Raw genomic sequence first — 19,643 nt, forward strand, 5'->3', positions numbered from 1 at the left:
CTACCAAGGATAAGGTTCAACTTTTTATATAAAATTTATAATTAAAGTTAAGCTTTAAAAAATAAATATTGCACAAGTGGACAGTTAACTGTAAAAAAGTGCAAAGTTTCGAGTAAATTACCACCAAACTGGGTTAAACTCTTCTAAAGAAAATTCCATAAAAGGCAGGAATAGGAAAATGAAAAAACTGCTTCCACTATTTATCAGTGCAGCAATTGGCAGCCTGAGTTCGTCAGCTTTTGCTGATACGCTAGCTGAAGTTTACGACCAAGCAAAACAGAACGATCCACAACTTCTTCGTTCAGCAGCGCAGCGCGATGCCGCTTTTGAAGCAGTAACGTCAAGCCGTAGTGATTTGCTACCACAAATTGATTTAAGAGCTAACTACGATATCAACCGTGGTGATTTAAGCGATAAAAACAATGACAATAACCAATGGGGAGCTGGGATTTACTTTTCTCAAGAGCTCTACCAACGCTCTTCATGGATCACGCTAGACACGGCAGAGAAAACTGCTCGTCAATCTGATTCAGCGTACGCGGCAGAGCAACAAGCCTTGATCCTACGTGTAGCAACAGCATACTTTGAAGTACTTCGAGCTCAAGATAACCTAGAATTTGTTCGTGCAGAGAAAGCCGCAGTTGCTCGTCAACTAGAACAAACAAAGCAACGTTTTGAAGTCGGTCTTTCAGCAATCACCGATGTACATGATGCGCAAGCTCAGTACGATGGCGTATTGGCTGACGAAGTGTTAGCAGAGAACACTCTGATTAATAACTACGAAGGTCTACGTGAGATTACAGGTCAGGAACACTCTAACCTAAGCATCCTAGACACTGATCGCTTCTCAGCAAGCAAATCTTCTGAATCTGCTGCTGCACTGGTTGAGCAAGCAGAGCAAAAGAACCTGAGCCTTTTAGCATCTCGTATTTCTCAAGATGTAGCAAAAGACAACATCACACTAGCAAGTTCTGGTCACCTACCAAGCTTAACGTTAGATGGTAGCTACTCTCTTGCAGATCAATCAAACAGCTCAAATGATTACGACCAAGACAACCTAAACCTAGGTTTGAACTTAGTTGTGCCTCTATATACAGGTGGTAACACGACTTCTTTGACTAAACAGGCAGAATACAACTACGTTGCTGCAAGTGAAGATCTAGAAGCAACTTACCGTAGCGTTGTAAAAGACGTACGTGCATTCAACAACAACATCACAGCTTCGATCGGTGCGTTACGCGCTTACGAACAGTCTGTTGTTTCTGCTCAGTCAGCTCTAGAAGCAACAGAAGCAGGTTTTGATGTAGGTACTCGTACTATCGTTGACGTACTAGATTCGACTCGTCGTCTATACGATGCGAACAAAAACCTTTCAGATGCTCGTTACAACTACATCCTAAGTGTACTTCAGCTTCGTCAAGCAGTTGGTACGCTAAGCGAACAAGACATTGTTGATGTAAACGCAGGTCTAAAAGTAGCAAGTAAGTAACTCTTAATTACTCAAGTTACCGTTACAAAAATGCCGCTCATTGAGCGGCATTTTTATTATCGATTAAAGCGAGATTTACTGCCTAACTAAAAGCTTAACGCCAAAAACTAGAAACTAAAAACTAGCCTCGACCACCTTTAATCGCTTTAATGATTTCAGTGGTAGAGCAACCATCTTCAAAGTTAAGTACTTTCACTTCACCACCAGCAGCAATCACTTCCGCACCACCAGCAATCTCTTCAGGCTTGTAATCACCACCTTTCACAAGAATGCTTGGCAGTACCTCAGAGATTAAACGTTGAGGGGTATCTTCAGAGAATGGCACAACCCAATCAACTGCACCTAAGCCAGCCAATACCGCCATACGACGATCAGTTGGGTTCACAGGGCGACCAGGGCCTTTCAAGCGTTTCACTGATTCGTCAGTATTCACCGCAACGATCAAACGATCGCCCAACTCAGCCGCATGGTTCATGTAAGAAACATGACCAGCATGCAGAATATCAAAGCAGCCATTGGTCATCACCACTTTCTCGCCTTTCGCACGAGCACGCTTCACCGCTTCAACCAGTGCCGCTTCAGAGATAACACCGTAGTCTGTGTCTTGACTACCGTGAATCGCTTCCGCTAACTCAATCGTAGACAGTGTAGATGTACCAAGCTTACCTACTACCACACCCGCAGCAGCGTTCGCCAGTGCACACGCCTCATCCAGTGGCTTACCAGCAGCAACGGAAGCTGCCAGTACCGAGATAACCGTATCACCCGCACCTGTCACGTCATACACTTCTTTAGCTTGAGTCGGCAAGTGGAATGGTTCCAAACCTTTGCGAAGCAAAGTCATACCATGTTCGCTGCGCGTTACCAACAAAGCCTCGAAATCAAACTCTTCGATTAACGCGAGTCCTTTTTCGATCATTTCTTCTTCAGATTTTACTTTGCCAGCCACCAACTCGAACTCAGCCATGTTTGGTGTAAGCAACGTTGCTCCACGGTAGCGTTCAAAGTCTGCGCCTTTCGGGTCGATAAACACAGGAACTTTTGCTGCGCGCGCTTTTTGGATAAAGCTCTGCACGTGCTCCAACGCACCTTTTGCGTAATCAGATAGAATTACCGAGCGCACATTTGGAAGCGCTTGCTCCATACGAGATAAAACCAGCTCAGGATCTGTATTCTCAAATTTATCTTCAAAATCAAGGCGAATTAGCTGCTGACCACGGCTCATCACTCGCAGTTTAGTAATAGTTGGGTAATCGTCCAACTCAACGAAATCACATTTAACTTTTAGTGCACCTAGGGTGTTTTTTAACACCTCAGCAGGCTCATCTTTTCCAGTCAAACCAACGATATGAGCATGCCCACCAAGAGAGGCAATATTCATTGCTACGTTGGCAGCACCACCAGGACGCTCTTCGTTATTTTCTACTTTCACAACGGGTACAGGTGCTTCTGGTGAAATACGGCCAGTTGGGCCATACCAGTAACGGTCAAGCATTACGTCACCGACAACAAGAACGCCTGATTGGCTGTAGTCAGGTAGAATTGGTTTCATTATGGATCTCCAAAAATCGAATCTGGCTAGAGTCTAGCACACTGATTACAGAGGCTAAACTATAGATAAATGAGTAAAAGCCTATCAAGATAGGTACATCCGTCATTACTGTATGACTGGGTTATGCTTCCATCCACTGCTTCCATGCTTGAACAACATGTTCTCTTTCCATTTCAAACTTTTCAATCGCCACATCCGCATCAAGATTAAGTAGATTACGGTGGTGGATTTCATCTCTTAATGTTGTATAAGCATGGGTTAATGCCATGCCTTGCTGCTCGTCCATAATCCCTTGTGACAACAAGCTTTCGAAGATTCGTACATTGTCACACCAACGAGTAAGCTTTGGCTTCTCATTGCTGTATCTAAGCACTAAGTATTGCGCCAAGAACTCAATATCAGTAATACCGCCCGCATCTTGTTTAAGCATGAATCGATCGGCTTTTTTACCGCCTAAATGGCCACGCATTTTTTCACGCATATCCACAACTGACTTTTTGAGTGTTGCCTCATCTCGTGGCAAGCACAAAACCTCATGCCTAGTTTTGTTAAACGCAGATACCAATAAGTCATCACCGTAAATCATACGAGCACGAGTGAGGGCCTGGTGCTCCCATGTCCACGCGTCATTGTGCTGATACTCGTCAAAGGCATCGGTTGGACTCACCAATAGACCAGATGCACCAGAAGGGCGTAGGCGAGTATCGACTTCGTACAAAATGCCAGAAGCAGTTCTGGTCGAGAAAATATGAATAATACGCTGCGCTAATCTTAAGTAGAATTGGCGTCCATCGATCTCTTTCTTTCCATCAGTATAGATGTGTACCGGGCAGTCGTGCATGAACACGATATCGAGATCGGAGTTATAACCAAGCTCCCAACCACCGACTTTGCCATAACCAACGACAGCAAAACCGCGACCTTCGCGATCTTTAACATGGGTCGGTTCACCAAACTTGGCGGATACTTGTAACCAAGCTTGATTGACCCCCGCCTCCACAATGGCTTCTGCTAAGTAGGTCAGGTGATCACTGACCTTCATGACAGGTAGAGCACCCGCAATATCCGCGGCTGCAATTCTCAATATACAGGTCTGCTTAAACTGACGCAGACCTTCCATCTGTTGCTCCATATCATCTTCAGGGATACGGGCTAGATAATCACGCAACTCGGTCTTGTAAGACTCTAAAGGCACGGGATTGTAGAGTTGCTGAGGGTCGATAAGTTCATCTAACAGAATTGGATAACGACCCAACTGCTCCGAAATCATCGGGCTTGCCGTACACAGGCGAACTAGCTGAGTCAACGCGGCAGGGTGTTCATCTAGTAGTTCAAGGTAAGTGGTACGCGTAACGATTTTATGCAGCAGATGCAGTACTCGCGACAAACCAAACTCGGCATCCTTAGCGGTGTACAGCGCTTGAAACACTTTCGGCATCAGTCGATTGAGGACTTCCCGCCCACGAGGGCCAAGAGTCTTTTTAGCCAAATCGGCTTTAAACTGAATGATCGTTTTCGCCGCATCAGGCGGGCTCGCGACCGCAATGTCGTGTTCCAACACGTGCTCAATTACATCGGGTTTATGGGCCATATCCCACAACTCGCTAAAGTGGCTCGCGATCGGATTAGCGTCATCTTCATCAACGCCAATTAGGTCTTCGAACACGGTATGTACATTCGCCATATGGGCGCGAGTTGCCACAATCAAGCTATCCCAATCGGAAAATTGCATGGCAACCGCAAGCTGCAGTTGTTCGAATTCACCGTCAGGTAAGGTTTGAGTTTGCTTATCAGCCATGGCTTGTAACAGGTTCTCAAGGCGACGCAAAAACAGATAAGCTTCACGTAGGTGCCCCACCTCTTCAGACTCTAGCAGATGAAGGGATTCAATCGCACTTAAGGTTTCGAGTAACCCTCGACCGCGTAAGCTAGGCTCGCGTCCACCACGAATCAATTGGAAGACTTGTGCGATAAACTCAACTTCACGAATACCACCAGAGCCAAGCTTGATGTTGTTCGAGAGACCACGACGACGCACTTCGCTGCTGATCATCGACTTCATTCGGCGCAGAGATTGAATCGCACTAAAATCAATATAACGGCGGAACACAAACGGGCGTAGCATTTGGCGAAGCTCTTGATACTCAGGGTACATCTCACTGCCCATCACACGCGCTTTGACCATAGCGTAGCGTTCCCAATCGCGACCTTGTTCTTGATAGTAATCTTCTAGCGCAGCGTAACTCATGACCAGTGGACCACTCTCACCGAATGGACGCAGGCGCATGTCTACTCGATAACAGAATCCATCGAAGGTTTGCTGATCAAGCGCCTTAATAATACGTTGCCCGAGACGGGTAAAGAACTGCGCATTGGCAATGCTGCGTCTTGCACCTTGGGTTTCACCATTCTCTGGGTAGGTGAAGATCAGATCGATATCGGAAGAGAAGTTAAGCTCACCGCCCCCTAGCTTGCCCATACCAATGATCAACATCGGCTGTGCTTCGCCTTGTTCATTACAAGGTGTGCCCCACTCTTTACAACAAATATCGTACTGCCATTGGTAGGTTTCGAAGATCATCGCCTCAGCCAACATCGATAGATGATTTAGGCTCTGCTCTAGCTCCCACGAACCCATAAAATCACGCCAAGCAATGTAGGTCATTTCTCGATTTCGGAATTGACGCAGCACGCGCTGACCGCTCATTTCATCGGTGCAACTAGAAAGTAATTCAGCCAAGCGTTCTCGGTATCCTTCAGCGCGTTCTTCGCATGCCAACATATTAGGTAAGTCACCACATAAAACCGTATCACGCTGCAGGCAATCACCAATAAAACAGCTTAAACCGAGTACACGTTTAAGATCTTCAGTCAGTGGCTCAGACCAAGTATTGATGGCTTCACTTTGATGCTCTAATAATTGCTCAAAAGCAGACTGGGAGTGAGTGATGAGTTGAGAAGGCAATGGCATGTTTCTTCCTTGTATAAGCTGCGCGCCGAACAATCGGTTTATCGATTCAGTTCTTCAATAACGAGTTTTCATAACTAAAGGTAAGTTATACCAAAGTTACGCCAATAAAAAACGCCCACATTAGCAATGTGGGCGTTTTATCGATTAACTTATCTGGTAGACCTTACAACCGAGAAACCGTCTCTGGAAATAAGCCTTTACCGATGAAGATTCGGTGCTGAGGACTAAACCTTAAATTGCTTAATCTTACCGTCGAGTTCTTGTGCGTTGCTTTCCATAAGCTGAGAGGTCTCTAGCAGTTCACCAACCACCACTACTGAAGCTTCAACAAGCTCGCGTACATTAGTCAGGTTGACGCTCATCTCTTCAGCAACACTGCTCTGTTGACCTGCAGCGGTCGCGATCTGGAAGTTCATATCATTGATTTGATTGACTTGGCTTACGATGCCGTCAAGCTCACTTCCCGCGTTAGTCACCAGATCAACACCTTCAGCCGCTTCTACAACACTTTTCTCCATCAGCTCTACCGCAGAGTTAGCGCTGCTTTGTAGATGACTGATCATGTCTTGAATCTCTACCGTTGCTTGCTGGGTGCGCTGTGCAAGGTTGCGAACCTCGTCGGCAACAACCGCAAAACCACGACCCGCTTCACCGGCACGTGCCGCTTCAATCGCAGCGTTCAATGCTAATAGGTTTGTCTGTTCTGAAATGCCTTGGATAGTACCAACCACACTGCCAATTGAGTCAACGCGTTCTTCTACTTGGTTTACCGCTGCTGCAGATGCTGCGATATCTGAAGATAGCTCACTCATCTTAGACACTGATCCTTGAACGAACTTCTGACCAGTAAGAGCTTGGCCTGATGCCTGTTCAGTCAATGACGAAGCGCTTTGTGCATGCTCAGCGACAGTTTGCACCGTCGACGTCATCTCACTCATTGCTGTTGCCAGTTGATCGATCTCGTTGAACTCTTCTTGAGCTGACTCTTTGGTTTCAGACATGCTGATGGTCATCACTTCCGTCAGAGCAAACAGCTCATCAGAAGAGGCCACCTGAGTTTTGATCATGTCGTTCAGTTGGACGCGAGTTTTTTCAAGTTCGCGTGCCACATCGCCGTATTCATCTTTACAGTCCATTTGAATCGGCACTGAAAAGTTCTTATCTGCCATGGTTTTAATGGCGTCATTAAGGTATTGAGTCTGGCGCAGCATAACGCGCGCCGCTGCTAACAGAAGAACCACAAACACAATGATCATCAAGGCTGTTTGCCAAGCCACTTGAACTAGGTAAGTCTCGTAATGCTGTTGTGCGACTTGCGCATTGTTCGTTACAGCAAGCAATGAATCGTAAAACGTACTTGCGTCCCATAGCTGCTTCGAAATGATCAAGATAGTGCTGAATATCATCAACATGACCATTTTTGGAACGAGACGAACGTCAGAGATTACCCTTTCCCACGGCTTGAATGACAGTTTAGTCATTGTCAGTTCTCCATTAATTCTTATATATTGATGGCTTCTATATCCGCGAGGTGGCTATGTCAGTCAAAGTTCGCGATTTATTTTGAGCCTCGTATGAATGTTGAATAATACCAAAGACGCCACCAAGCCGATGAGCTTATTGTCACTGATTCTCTCTTTCTTAGCGTTATTTGTGATCTCAGGCTTATTGTTCGTACCGATCGATAAAGAATCGAAACAAGTCCTTATCGGCCTCGATTTTATAATCTGTAGTGTTTTTCTTTTTCAGCTCACAATTGATCTATTTAGATCACAAAACAAAAAAGAATTTCTAAAAGTACACTGGATCGATTTCTTAGCAAGTATCCCAATGATCGAGCCTCTTCGTTTCGCCCGTATTTTTCAAATTCTGCGAGTCATCTTAGTTCTGCGTTCAAGTAAACGTATTTTCAGAGAGTTATTTCGTAATAGGAAAGAGACCACTTTCGCTTCCATCATTCTGCTTTTGGTGATCTTACTGACTATCGGTGCTGGCACGATCCTGCTATTGGAACACAAAGATCCGAACGCCAACATCACTACAGGTCATGATGCTTTATGGTGGGCGTTTGTGACCATCAGTACTGTGGGTTATGGCGACCATTACCCAGTGACAACTTCCGGTCAGTTAGTGGCTTCAATGGTGATCATCTGTGGTGTCGGTGTGTTTGGTATGATTTCAGGCTTGATTACTTCTTTGATCACCTCCCCAACTCATCATGAGAATCAACGAGCGGAAAACAAAGAGAAACACCTTGAGAAGATCATCGAGCAGCAACAGAAAATCTTAGAGCGACTCGAAAAACTTGAGCAACAAACAAAAAAATAGGGCCGGAGCCCTATTTTCAAATTCATACTTCTATTGATACAGGTATCGAGTTTAGTCTTGCCAGTATGGCTCAACCTCAACACTGATTTGGCGTGTCTGTTCCATCGCATGCAGAATGGACACTTCTTGACGAGCTAACCAACGCTCTAGCTGAAGCTTCTCATCGCCTTCCAGCTTCTCAGTCAAAGGCTCTAATGTTTTAAGTGCCAGCAAGTCATCAATGCCTTGCACCATATCGGCCCAAGGTAAACGGAAACTGTTTCGCTCAGCGTCATCATACAAACTCGCGAAACCAACACCAGAATATAGGTTTCGCATCAAACGGTATTGCTGCTCAATATACGCTTGGCTGGTCATCACTCGCTCTGGCGGGAAAGCTTCCATCAAGTCTGCCCATGTGCGATCGAGTTGCTGCACGGAAAACCATTCGATACCACGACCCATTTGCTCACGCGCTTTCTCATCTAAGAAAGGCTGCCAGCCACGAGACAAGATCCAACGGCTCAAATCTAACAATAAACCGGTGTAACGAGCAGAGCTCAGCAAGGTAAGCAGATCTTCACGATCTGGCAGTTGCTCTTGCATCTCTTTAAGCTCAGCGACTAAGAACTTACGCGCATCGAGTTTACGTAGTACATGGCCTTTATCTTCCAGCAAGTCTTCGAAGTGATCATAGCTTTTCAGCCAGTCGAGCTCTTGCTCAAGCCACTTCAACTCTTGACGTAAAATCGCACTTGCTCGTCTAGGGACAATGCCGCCATAGATAGTGAAAGTTTGGCGAATAAAACTCAGCGAGTGACTGATCTCATGCAAAGCTTCAATCGATTGACGCTCTGTGAAAATCTGCTCGTGATAATGCCAATGAGCGAGAGCATGCTCTAAAGATTGAATAAAACACGATTCAACGGTATCACTTTTGTCAGTATCAACTAAGGTCAAAGGAGTAACTTCATCTCCTTGATAACCTTGAGCAAGACGGTAACCCTTAGCTGCTTTACTTAGGTTACCCAAACGCATACCACCTTGTTCGCAGAATTGGCGAGACAATGTAAATAGCGCATCCGTTTGACCGGATTTAAGTTCCAATTCGACTTCACAAATCGGTTCTTGCAGGTCGCCTGATTCAACAAAGCCTTGATCGAATGCGACCTCGACTTGGCTACCATCAGGCATACCAATCAACCACTGCTCACGCGTGAAGTTGGTAGAGAACAGAGGAGTCAGCTCAGCTTGCAACGTTTCGATGTCTTTACCTGTTGGCCAGATATCCTCTGGGTGCAGGGCTAGCTTAGGTTCGTTGCTGTCGTGTTCTGCATTGTATTCAGGCCTTTGATGCAGGCCAGCAACCACACGACCAGCAGTCTTTACGGTTTGTACAAATACGTCATCAAAGCGTCGAATGCGTAAGCCTGTATCGTGCTTACGTAGCCAGTTGTCAGCGGTGTCAAAGTAGATGTTACCTAGCTCACGACAACTGTGCTGAAGTACTTTAGTTTCAGCAATTTTATTGCGTAAAGTCTCTGAAAATTCAGGAGAAACAAAAAACTTCAGTTCTATCTCGGTTTCCATAGTTATACCTTTCTGTGAAGATAGGGACAGGATATTGCCAATTTGAAAAGTCGGCAAGTCAGAAATATCGCCCTTATGATGATCTAAAACAGTTTTAATGAGAGATTGATTAGGTTAACATGCGCGACTTTGTAGCCATCGCTTAACATTTCACCATGAATATGGTGTATGTTGTTTTAAGGTTATTATTTATTAGGTTGGATGACCATGCCAGTAAATACAATTATGGGGTTATTTGCAAAGTCCCCAATTAAACCTTTGCAGCGTCACGTAGTATGCGTGAACGAATGTTGTTCTCACCTAGTTAATTTCTTTGAAGTTTCTTCAAAAGGTGACTGGGAAAAAGCATCAGAAATTCGAGCTCAAATTTCTCACCTTGAGAAAGAAGCTGACGTACTAAAACGTGAAATTCGCCTTAAACTTCCTCGTGGTTTGTTTATGCCAGTTGATCGCACCGATATGTTGGAGCTATTAACTCAACAAGACAAACTCGCAAACCTAGCGAAAGACATTGCTGGCCGTGTATATGGTCGTCAACTTGTCATTCCTGCTCCTATGCAAGAAAACTTCATCGCTTACGTTAAACGTTGTCTAGATGCAGCGAACCAAGCACAAAACGTAATCAATGAATTAGACGAATTACTTGAGACTGGCTTTAAAGGCCGTGAAGTAACACTCGTTGCCGAAATGATTCATCAATTAGATGTAATTGAAGATGACACGGATGCGATGCAGATCGAACTACGCCAACAACTAATGGCAATTGAAGGCGATCTGAATCCAGTTGATATCATGTTCTTATACAAAATTCTTGAATGGGTTGGTGGTATTGCAGATCAAGCACAGCGTGTAGGCGCTCGTCTTGAAGTAATGCTTTCTCGATCTTAAATCATACGTTAACCATATAACGAAGAGCATTTTTTGAACAAACCACTTATGCGCTGAGTATTCCTCTCGCTGAGCGGTTTTTTGCGTCTAAATTTGTTCCGCTTGTTATCAAACAACTAGGTATTACGATGGATATCCTTGCTAACTACGGCACTGTCCTGATTATTGTTGCAGCAGCTTTCGGTTTCTTGATGGCTATTGGTATTGGTGCAAATGACGTTGCGAACGCAATGGGCACCTCAGTAGGCTCTAAAGCTTTAACCGTTAAACAAGCGATCATTATCGCAATGATCTTTGAATTCGCAGGTGCTTACCTTGCGGGCGGCGAAGTAACAGACACGATCCGTAAAGGTGTTATCGAAACGTCTCTATTCGCTCATCAACCAGATGTACTTGTGTACGGCATGATGTCAGCACTTCTTGCTGCGGGTACATGGCTACTTCTCGCTTCTTACATGGGCTGGCCGGTTTCTACGACTCACTCAATCATCGGTGCAATCATCGGTTTTGCGTGTATTTCTGTAGGTACTGAAGCTGTAGACTGGAACAGTGTTCAAGGTATTGTGGGTAGTTGGATTATCACACCCGTTATTTCCGGCTTCTTCGCTTACGTCATATTTGTAAGTGCTCAACGACTGATTTTTGATACAGAGAACCCGCTATTTAACGCGAAACGCTTTGTACCGGTATACATGTTCATTACAACAATGGTAATTGCACTTGTAACCATCAAGAAAGGCCTTAAGCACGTTGGTCTTCACCTAAGCAACACTGAAGCATGGGTTTGGGCTGCTGGCGTTTCTGCGCTTGTAATGATCGGCGGTTACCTATACATCCAGAAGAAATTCGCTAACCGCGAAGAAGACCACGGCTTTGCAGGTGTTGAAGGCATCTTCTCTGTACTCATGGTTATCACAGCTTGTGCGATGGCATTTGCACACGGTTCAAACGACGTTGCGAACGCGATTGGTCCACTGTCTGCTGTTGTTTCAACCGTTGAGCACATGGGTGAAATCACAGGTAAGAGTACTATCGCATGGTGGATTCTTCCTCTAGGTGGATTCGGTATCGTTGTTGGTCTTGCAACAATGGGTCATAAAGTAATGGCAACCGTTGGTACTGGTATTACAGAACTAACACCAAGCCGTGGCTTTGCTGCACAACTTGCAACTGCATGTACGGTTGTACTAGCTTCAGGTACTGGCCTTCCAATCTCTACTACACAAACACTCGTTGGTGCTGTTTTAGGTGTTGGTTTTGCTCGTGGTATCGCAGCACTAAACTTAGGCGTTGTACGTAATATCGTGGCTTCTTGGATTGTGACACTACCTGCAGGTGCTCTACTTGCTGTTGTGTTCTTCTACGGAATTCAAGCTGCGTTTACTATGTAATCGCGACTGCGTTAGTGAATACTAGCGTCAGAACAGTGTGAGCTTCAGTAACGATATGTAAATGCCATGTCATTATTGACTCAAACGCACAGAAAGGGAGGCTTTGCCTCCCTTCTTTGTTGCACCGCATAAAGAAACTAAATATTATTTGCTGATTGAGGCTGACTCATACGCCTACCCAATTTGAATCGTTAAGGGATTTACTGTGAAAAAACTGATTAGCTTAGTTTTGTTCGCAATGCTTGCGGCTCCAGCTGCCTTTGCACAAGACCGTTATATTGCTGACAAACTATTTACTTATATGCATTCTGGCCCAAACAACACATTCCGTATCATCGGTAGTGTTGATGCTGGTGAAAAGATTACATTCCTACAAACTAACAAGAGTACGGGTTACACCCAAATTCAAGACAACCGTGGCCGTAAAGGTTGGGTTGAAAGCAAGTTTGTAAGCACTCAAGAAAGCATGGCACTGCGTATGCCTAAGCTAGAGAAAGAGCTGACGGAAGTTAAAGGCAAGCTAGCGAATGCTCGTCAGAGTGCTGACAGCGAAAAAGCTGGCCTAGCAAGCTCTCTAGATTCTCGTAACAAGCAGATTGCTGAACTAGAACAGAACTACAGTGAAATTAGCCAACAGCTAACGAGTTCTCAAACAGAGAACCGTGAACTGCGCGCTAAGCTAGACACTCAAAAAGACGACCTACTATTGAAGTACTTCATGTACGGTGGTGGTGTTGCGGGTATTGGTCTACTTCTAGGCCTTGTTCTGCCACACATCATGCCTCGTCGCAGAAAATCACCAAACGGTTGGGCGTAGACGTAACGCTTGTATTAGGTACAGTAAATTCAGTATCAAAGATCAAAAAGGAGCACCGAGGTGCTCCTTTTTATTTGTCTGTTATCTAGATACCTTTAGAGCTCGCTAGCCTTTCCACTCGTACAGAGCTGGGATTTCTATCTTCTGCTGATTGAACTCTATGATCACCGATTGTGGCTTAATCTCCAGCAATTGAATGTCTTGTCCAATCCAATCTCCTTGCGCCACTTCTTGACCGTTCACTTTTACCCAACGCTTGGTTTCGCTGCTCGAGTACATATGGGTTTGTAGGTCTAACTTAGGAAGGACGCCTGATAAGCTATTGGTGTGCGTTTCCAACTCAATGACCTGAGAACCCCTTTGCCCTGAGGGTCTAGAATCCATCGGCTCAGGAGCGCTTTGTTGCTCCCCCATAATGGATTCAAGCTTCAATGCCAAATCAGGTGGCAACTCACTGAGGTCTAGCCCTTGCAGCAGATCACTGTCCGATTGTAAGTCACTATTTGATTGCTGATCAGTGCTTGATTGCAGAGCAGTCGTTTCATCACTCGCGCCTGGCTGAACGGATGACGATTCAGAACTGGCTGTCATTTGAGTGTTGTTATCAGCATTAGCGAAGATCACTGCTGAGCCACCAGCGGTGTTTGCACGATTAGCGCCAGAATCAATCTGTGCATACATCTCTTGGCGTGGCAATGCTTTCAACGGTTGGCTCGCCGGTGCAGGGCGAACGGTGAACAAGGCATCTTCTTCCTCAGACACGGCATCCATGCTTGCTATATCAGCATCCGCAATTTCAGGCTCAATGTCTGATTCAGTTTTAAATTCTGGCAGAGCGACATTGGCAGCTTGGTTCACGGCTTCTTGTTGTTGGATATACGATTGATAAGCCAAGACGCCACCCACCAACAAAGAAGGAACCAAGATTAAGAGTAGCCCCATCGCTAACGATGAACCTCGCTTGTTGCTCATCCCTTTTGCAGAATTAGGAACATGATGATTCTGGTAGCCTTTGAAGCTTGGTTTGCTAAGAGAGTGCTGATTAATAGAAGATGGCTTGTGAGACGGCTGTTTAAGTTCGTGCATAATACGTGACATTAGCTTTCGCCCCCTTCTAGTGACATCAGCTTAGGCGAATCGAGTTGAGCTAATCTCTGCAATCTTGCTAAGGTGCGCTTACCTGCAATGCCATCAACAGACATACCTTGCCACGTTTGAAATGCTTCGATTTTCATTTTTAACTCATAATCAAATACATCACTACCGGAAACAACCTCTCCTAATACTTCAGAAAGCAGTAGATCAAGCAAAGCAACCGCTTCACCTTGATAGCCCTCTTTAAGGGTCTCTCGCAGCGGCTGCTTCCAAATAGCGACGTAATCGCCTTGCCAGATTTGCTCTAAGGATTGCTTCGGCATCACCAAGAGCTTTTCATTAACCAGCAACTCGACAGAATCCTTAGACACGCCATACAGCACAGCAAACACTGGTTTTTGGTCTATGTCGAGATTAAGTACCACAGGAACACCAAGTTCTAACAAGGTATCCAAACTGGCCTGCTGCTGCTCACACACAAAAACACTTTGTGGCTCACTTAAGCACAATCCATCACGCAGTGAAGATTGATATCCCCACAGCGTATACAAGTCTTTGATAGCGAGAGAACGATTGGTCCCCTGCATCAAATGTTGTTGAATGTGTTGTGGCAATTCAAACTTGGCAGGTTTTGGCTCAGCAACCAACTTAGGAACATCTGATACCAAAGAACGCTGAGTACGTGCTAACACTTCCGTCTTTGCTCCATTTGATGCATCCGTAGGCAACCAAGCATTGATATAGCTTGGAGCGAAGTTAAAGGTCGCTATTGCAAGACCAACGCTTAACGTCGCAATCCCTGCGTATTGGAATAACTTAGGCGCGACACGAGAAGTTAGAGCTTTCTCGACGTGATACACATCGGCCTGAAAGGACATAACCTGCTGACACGCTCGGTTAACCGTTTCATTGCTCGGTAGCTGCTCACCGTCATGAAAAGCCAACTGCAGTGCTTTATCACACACCAAGTTAATGAGCCTTGGAATACCATGCGCATATTGAGCAATCAGCTTGATAGAACGGTTCGAAAACAACATCTGCTCGCCACCCGCCGTCTCCAAACGAAACGCGATGTACTTGCCCGTTTCTTCGGTATTAAGAGGCAGTAAGTGATAACGACCAGTAATGCGCTGTGCTAGCTGACGTAGCTGCGTGGTTTGTAAGTGCTGTTGTAATTCCGGCTGGCCGACCAACAGTACTTTTAACAGCTTACGATTGTCGGTTTCCAAGTTTGTTAGAAGGCGTAACTGCTCCAACACATCGGCAGCGAGGTGTTGGGCTTCATCGATCACCAATAGGGTTTGAATGTCTTCGGCATGGCTATCAAGTAGAAAATAATGAATAGCCTGACTGAGCTGTTTCAACGATGCTTGTTCTGGGTACTCGACCTCAAACTCATCGCAGATAGCTTCTAGTAAATCCGTATTTGAAAACGTAGGGTTAAGTATAAGGCCAGCCTGAGTATGACTATCCAATGAAGACAACATCGCCTTAGCGACCGTTGTTTTCCCTGTACCAACCTCACCAGTAAGCATCGCAAAGCCCCCACCCTCGCCTAAACCGGCTTGTAGGTTCTGCATCGCTTCTTGATGGCGCTGACTCAAAAACAAGTAGCGAGAATTTGGTACAATCGAAAATGGCATCTCAACGAAGCCAAAATATTCCTTATACATGTGCTGCCCTATAATTACGATTAATGGAAAGTACCATTGCTTGCAGTAAAGTCCAGCAGTGATAAAACATTTCGAGGTGATAAGTTGCAAATTTACGATAGCCTACCAAAAGACAACGGGCTACAACGCTATCTAGTCGGTGGAGCAGTGCGCGATAAGCTGCTCAATATTGATAGTTATGATAGAGATTGGGTCGTGGTAGGGAGTACCCCTCAAGAGATGGAAAACCTTGGCTTTACTGCTGTGGGAAAAGATTTCCCGGTATTCTTGCACCCAAAAACCAAAGAAGAGCACGCACTGGCTCGCACTGAGAGAAAATCAGGCTCTGGTTACACAGGCTTCGAATGTTACTTCGCGCCAGACGTGAGTTTGGAAGAAGACCTGATGCGTCGAGATCTGACCATCAACGCCATTGCTCAAGACGATAAAGGCCAGCTTTACGATCCTTACCATGGCCAAAAAGATCTCTCTGATCGTATTCTAAGGCACGTCTCGGACGCTTTTGTTGAAGATCCTCTTCGTGTGCTGCGTGTGGCTCGCTTCGCCGCCAAACTCCATCACCTCAACTTTACGGTTGCACCAGAAACCATGGTGATGATGAGCGAGATAGTTCAATCCGGTGAACTGGCACATCTCACTGCCGAACGAGTTTGGCAAGAGTGGCATAAATCCCTTAGTACTCCGCACCCTGAAGTATTCCTTTCGATACTTAAAGAGTGTGGTGCATTGGCTGTTGTGTTGCCTGAAATTGACGCGCTGTTTGGTGTACCTCAACCGGAAAAGTGGCACCCTGAGATCGACACGGGCATTCACACTCTGATGGTTGCTCAGCAAGCTGCGCGATTAAGCTCATCGTTACCCGTGCGTTTTGCCGCTCAAGTACATGATTTAGGTAAAGGCGTCACACCACAAGCTGAATGGCCAAGCCACAAAATGCATTGCCATACAGGCTTAAAAATCATTAAGAAGCTGTGTGAAAGAGTCAGAGTGCCCAATGAATTCAGAGACCTTGCGTTGTTAGTGTGCGAGCAACATTCTAATATCCACCGCGCAGGCGAGCTCAAACCAACCACCTTTCTCAAGGTTCTCAACAAGTTCGATGTTTGGCGTAAGCCAGATAGGCTCGACGATATACTACTTTGCTGCCAGGCCGACCACGCAGGCCGAAAAGGATTAGAAGATCAGCCTTATCCTCAAAAAGCGCGCTTTGAAGTCGCCTACCAAGCGGCGCTTCAAGTCGAAGTAAAAGCGATCATTACCGATGGTTTTAAAGGCAAAGATATTCGAGAAGAACAAGAGAAACGCAGAGCCATCGCAATTGAAAACGCCCTATCAGAACTCGCTAGCAGTTAATCGTCGCCGCTCTACCTAAAACGTATAAAAAGCCCGCAGTTAAGCGGGCCTTTTGTTTCAATTCTTACAGCGAGACCGTTGCCTGTGTCTGTTACTGCATCATTAAGAAAGCAAACAGACCACAACCTAGAATCAGGCGGTAGATAACGAACGGTGTCATGCCCATACGAGAGATAAGCTTCAAGAAAAAGTGGATACAGATGTAAGCACTGATGAAAGACACCGCCACGCCCGTTAGCAAAGTGCCAACATGGATTGGATCACCGCTTGTCACCAACTTAAGACCTAAATAACCACCCGCCAGAGTGATGATTGGGATAGACATCAAGAAAGAGAATCGAGCCGCCGCTTCACGTGTGAAACCAAGGTAAAGCGCCGCGGTAATGGTTGCGCCAGAACGAGACGTGCCCGGAATGATCGCCATTGCTTGAGCAAGACCAATAAACAGCGCCTTTTTCCAACCCGCTTGGTATTCGTCATCGCGCAGGCTTGAGTTCTTGTCCACCCACCATAACAATAGACCAAAGATAATCGTTGTCGTCGCGATCACCCACGCACTGCGTAAGTAAAGCTCAACAATATCTTTCATCAACAAGCCAAAGATACACGCAGGAATCGTCGCGAGAATGATCATCCACGCTAACTTCGCTTCTTTACTACGATCGCCTTTAAACACTGAACCAAAGAATGCGCTCAACAGAGAGACCACTTCTTTACGGAAATAGATAACAACAGCTGCCAAAGTACCAACGTGGACAGCGACATCAAAAGCCAAACCTTGATCTTCCCAGCCTAAAACAGCTGAAGGAAGGATTAGGTGTGCAGAACTGGAAATAGGTAAAAACTCTGTAAAGCCTTGCACCAACGCCAATATAAACGCTTCAAAATAACTCATTACTTACCTTAAAAATTATAGTTTTATATCTACGACAGAGAGCGAGTCTAATTGCTGCATCTTCTGCCATATTTCACTGACGGTTCTTCCGTCTTGCGGGATCACTCGCGCAGGACAAAGATCATAAAGCGGCTGTGTTACAAAAGGATATTTGTAGATATCACTGCGTGGTAATTCTGGTTCACACTCAGAAACCTCCTCTCCAAACAGCACAATATCAAGATCGAGTTTTCGATCTTGTAGTTTGTGCGCATCTTGAGAGCGACCCCATTTAAACTCAATTTTACGCAGCTGCTGTGAAAATTCAGTCAATGAGAGTGACGTGTCGAGCTCTATCACAAAGTTATAAAACGGATGGCTATTAAAACCGACGGGCTCACAGTGATAGATTTTAGAGCATTTAAGGTTAGTCCCTAACGATTGAAGCTCTGTCCATGCCACCCTTGCATGCTTGTCGCGGTCTATGTTCGTGCCAACACCAACATAGGCTACTGTCATGCTTGACCTCGTTCGATGATCACACCAACGGCTTTTGCTTGTGGCACTGCGCCAGGTTTAGCCAATCGGATTTTAATCCACGGCACAGAGAACTGAGTCATAATAAGCTCTGCGACTTCTTCAGCAACACGTTCTACGAGTAGAAAACGGCCATTTGCAATGTGCTCAAGTACTGCAGTGCTCACTTTCGAATAATCCAAAGCATCAACCACATCATCACTCTTGCCTGCTGGGCGGTTGTCATGAGCCATTTCAATATCAAGCACCAGTTTCTGTTTGATCTCTTGCTCCCAATCGTAAACACCGATCGTTGTAATTACTTCTAGCTGCTCAATGAAAACTTTATCCAGTGCCATGACTTGTCCTTTTAGAGGTCGGATACCCAAATTGGGGAAAAAAACGTATTATTTGCGTAATTCGAGATATGATATCAATTACTCTTGGATTGAGCATTATTTTCCCATCGTTAGGCGTATAACCGTTAAAGGACAGACATGACCCCATTGGCACTTATCATGATCATTGCTGCCTACTTACTAGGTTCAATCTCTAGTGCGGTCTTGATATGCCGAGTTTTGAGGCTCCCAGATCCTCGAACAGTAGGTTCTAACAACCCAGGAGCAACCAATGTCCTGCGTGTTGGCGGTAAAGGCGCAGCAGCTGCCGTCCTTTTGTGTGACATGCTGAAAGGCACTATCCCTGTCTGGCTTGGCTACTACCTCAAGATCGACCCAATCATTCTTGGGGTTGTGGCAATTGCGGCGTGTCTTGGCCATATGTATCCGATCTTCTTCCACTTCAAAGGTGGTAAAGGCGTGGCAACCGCACTTGGCGCTATCGCCCCAATAGGATTCGATCTAACCGGAATGATCATGGCGACTTGGTTAGTGGTCGCGTTTTTGTTTCGTTACTCTTCTTTAGCGGCACTGGTTACTGTGCTACTTGCCCCTTTCTACGCTTGGTTAGTCAAACCTCAATACACATTGCCTGTAGCCATGTTGTGTTGTTTGATCGTGTTGCGTCACCATCAGAATATCCGCCGCCTACTCGATGGCAGCGAACCAAAACTCGGACAAAAAAAATCGGCTTAAACTGTCACGTCTAAGCCGAACCATAATATTCAG

At 45.5% G+C, this 19,643-nt stretch carries 16 protein-coding genes; 7 read left to right on the plus strand and 9 right to left on the minus strand.

Annotated elements, in window-relative coordinates; translation table 11 throughout:
• The first annotated feature begins 178 nt into the window (after window positions 1–178).
• Window positions 179–1,489 carry an outer membrane channel protein TolC gene (tolC, locus tag AB4623_RS00815; protein WP_017067235.1) on the plus strand — a complete coding sequence of 437 codons (1,311 nt, stop codon included), beginning with the start codon at window positions 179–181 and terminating at the stop codon, window positions 1,487–1,489.
• Between the two features lie 121 nt (window positions 1,490–1,610).
• Here the strand turns inward: tolC and hldE are convergent, their stop codons facing one another.
• From hldE to AB4623_RS00830, 3 genes are all read right to left on the minus strand, one after another.
• Window positions 1,611–3,041, minus strand: a complete 1,431-nt coding sequence (gene hldE / locus AB4623_RS00820; protein ID WP_372145516.1) for a bifunctional D-glycero-beta-D-manno-heptose-7-phosphate kinase/D-glycero-beta-D-manno-heptose 1-phosphate adenylyltransferase HldE — start codon at window positions 3,039–3,041, stop codon at window positions 1,611–1,613.
• 121 nt (window positions 3,042–3,162) lie between these two features.
• Window positions 3,163–6,012 carry a bifunctional [glutamate--ammonia ligase]-adenylyl-L-tyrosine phosphorylase/[glutamate--ammonia-ligase] adenylyltransferase gene (gene glnE / locus AB4623_RS00825; RefSeq protein ID WP_102393657.1) on the minus strand — a complete coding sequence of 950 codons (2,850 nt, stop codon included), beginning with the start codon at window positions 6,010–6,012 and terminating at the stop codon, window positions 3,163–3,165.
• 224 nt (window positions 6,013–6,236) lie between these two features.
• Window positions 6,237–7,493: a methyl-accepting chemotaxis protein gene (locus AB4623_RS00830; RefSeq protein WP_102321460.1), complete on the minus strand. Its 1,257-nt coding sequence runs from the start codon at window positions 7,491–7,493 to the stop codon at window positions 6,237–6,239.
• A 97-nt stretch (window positions 7,494–7,590) separates the two neighbouring features.
• On the opposite strand from AB4623_RS00830, the gene AB4623_RS00835 reads away from it, so the two are divergent.
• Window positions 7,591–8,340 (plus strand): potassium channel family protein, encoded by a 750-nt coding sequence (locus AB4623_RS00835; RefSeq protein WP_102321461.1) that lies wholly within the window; start codon window positions 7,591–7,593, stop codon window positions 8,338–8,340.
• A gap of 51 nt (window positions 8,341–8,391) precedes the next feature.
• Here AB4623_RS00835 and AB4623_RS00840 read toward each other — a convergent pair whose 3' ends face one another.
• Window positions 8,392–9,909 carry an inorganic triphosphatase gene (locus tag AB4623_RS00840; protein ID WP_017069482.1) on the minus strand — a complete coding sequence of 506 codons (1,518 nt, stop codon included), beginning with the start codon at window positions 9,907–9,909 and terminating at the stop codon, window positions 8,392–8,394.
• Window positions 9,910–10,116: 207 nt separating this feature from the next.
• Here AB4623_RS00840 and AB4623_RS00845 point away from each other — a divergent pair, with 207 nt between their 5' ends.
• The 3 genes from AB4623_RS00845 to AB4623_RS00855 all read left to right on the plus strand — a co-directional run bounded on the left by AB4623_RS00845 (window position 10,117) and on the right by AB4623_RS00855 (window position 13,005).
• Window positions 10,117–10,797, plus strand: a complete 681-nt coding sequence (locus tag AB4623_RS00845; protein ID WP_010434644.1) for a TIGR00153 family protein — start codon at window positions 10,117–10,119, stop codon at window positions 10,795–10,797.
• 128 nt (window positions 10,798–10,925) lie between these two features.
• Window positions 10,926–12,188, plus strand: coding sequence for an inorganic phosphate transporter (locus AB4623_RS00850; RefSeq protein WP_017061418.1), 1,263 nt, complete (start codon window positions 10,926–10,928; stop codon window positions 12,186–12,188).
• A gap of 205 nt (window positions 12,189–12,393) precedes the next feature.
• Window positions 12,394–13,005: a TIGR04211 family SH3 domain-containing protein gene (locus tag AB4623_RS00855; RefSeq protein ID WP_017062917.1), complete on the plus strand. Its 612-nt coding sequence runs from the start codon at window positions 12,394–12,396 to the stop codon at window positions 13,003–13,005.
• A gap of 105 nt (window positions 13,006–13,110) precedes the next feature.
• On the opposite strand, the gene AB4623_RS00860 is transcribed toward AB4623_RS00855, so the two are convergent.
• Window positions 13,111–14,103: a general secretion pathway protein GspB gene (locus AB4623_RS00860; RefSeq protein ID WP_017061416.1), complete on the minus strand. Its 993-nt coding sequence runs from the start codon at window positions 14,101–14,103 to the stop codon at window positions 13,111–13,113.
• Window positions 14,103–15,773 (minus strand): AAA family ATPase, encoded by a 1,671-nt coding sequence (locus tag AB4623_RS00865; protein WP_372145518.1) that lies wholly within the window; start codon window positions 15,771–15,773, stop codon window positions 14,103–14,105. Before AB4623_RS00865 ends, AB4623_RS00860 begins: the two co-directional genes overlap by 1 nt.
• A gap of 36 nt (window positions 15,774–15,809) precedes the next feature.
• Between AB4623_RS00865 and AB4623_RS00870 the strand changes: the two genes are divergently transcribed.
• A complete protein-coding gene (locus AB4623_RS00870) occupies window positions 15,810–17,126 on the plus strand; it encodes a multifunctional CCA addition/repair protein (protein WP_372145520.1) in 1,317 nt (438 codons plus the stop codon).
• Window positions 17,127–17,217: 91 nt separating this feature from the next.
• Here the strand turns inward: AB4623_RS00870 and AB4623_RS00875 are convergent, their stop codons facing one another.
• From AB4623_RS00875 to folB, 3 genes are read right to left on the minus strand one after another with little or no spacing between them, the layout of a single operon-like run.
• A complete protein-coding gene (locus tag AB4623_RS00875; protein ID WP_010434624.1) occupies window positions 17,218–18,021 on the minus strand; it encodes an undecaprenyl-diphosphate phosphatase in 804 nt (267 codons plus the stop codon).
• 15 nt (window positions 18,022–18,036) lie between these two features.
• On the minus strand, window positions 18,037–18,519 hold the full coding sequence (gene folK / locus AB4623_RS00880) for a 2-amino-4-hydroxy-6-hydroxymethyldihydropteridine diphosphokinase (RefSeq protein WP_017062921.1): 483 nt from the start codon (window positions 18,517–18,519) through the stop codon (window positions 18,037–18,039).
• Complete coding sequence (folB, locus tag AB4623_RS00885) at window positions 18,516–18,875, minus strand: dihydroneopterin aldolase (RefSeq protein ID WP_017061412.1); 360 nt, start codon at window positions 18,873–18,875, stop codon at window positions 18,516–18,518. Before folB ends, folK begins: the two co-directional genes overlap by 4 nt.
• 138 nt (window positions 18,876–19,013) lie before the next feature.
• Between folB and plsY the strand changes: the two genes are divergently transcribed.
• Window positions 19,014–19,610 carry a glycerol-3-phosphate 1-O-acyltransferase PlsY gene (plsY, locus tag AB4623_RS00890; protein WP_009847793.1) on the plus strand — a complete coding sequence of 199 codons (597 nt, stop codon included), beginning with the start codon at window positions 19,014–19,016 and terminating at the stop codon, window positions 19,608–19,610.
• The last annotated feature ends 33 nt before the right edge of the window (window positions 19,611–19,643 follow it).

Origin of the sequence: Vibrio sp. 10N.222.52.C12 (assembly GCF_041474215.1) — a bacterium.
Classification (GTDB): domain Bacteria; phylum Pseudomonadota; class Gammaproteobacteria; order Enterobacterales; family Vibrionaceae; genus Vibrio; species Vibrio crassostreae_C.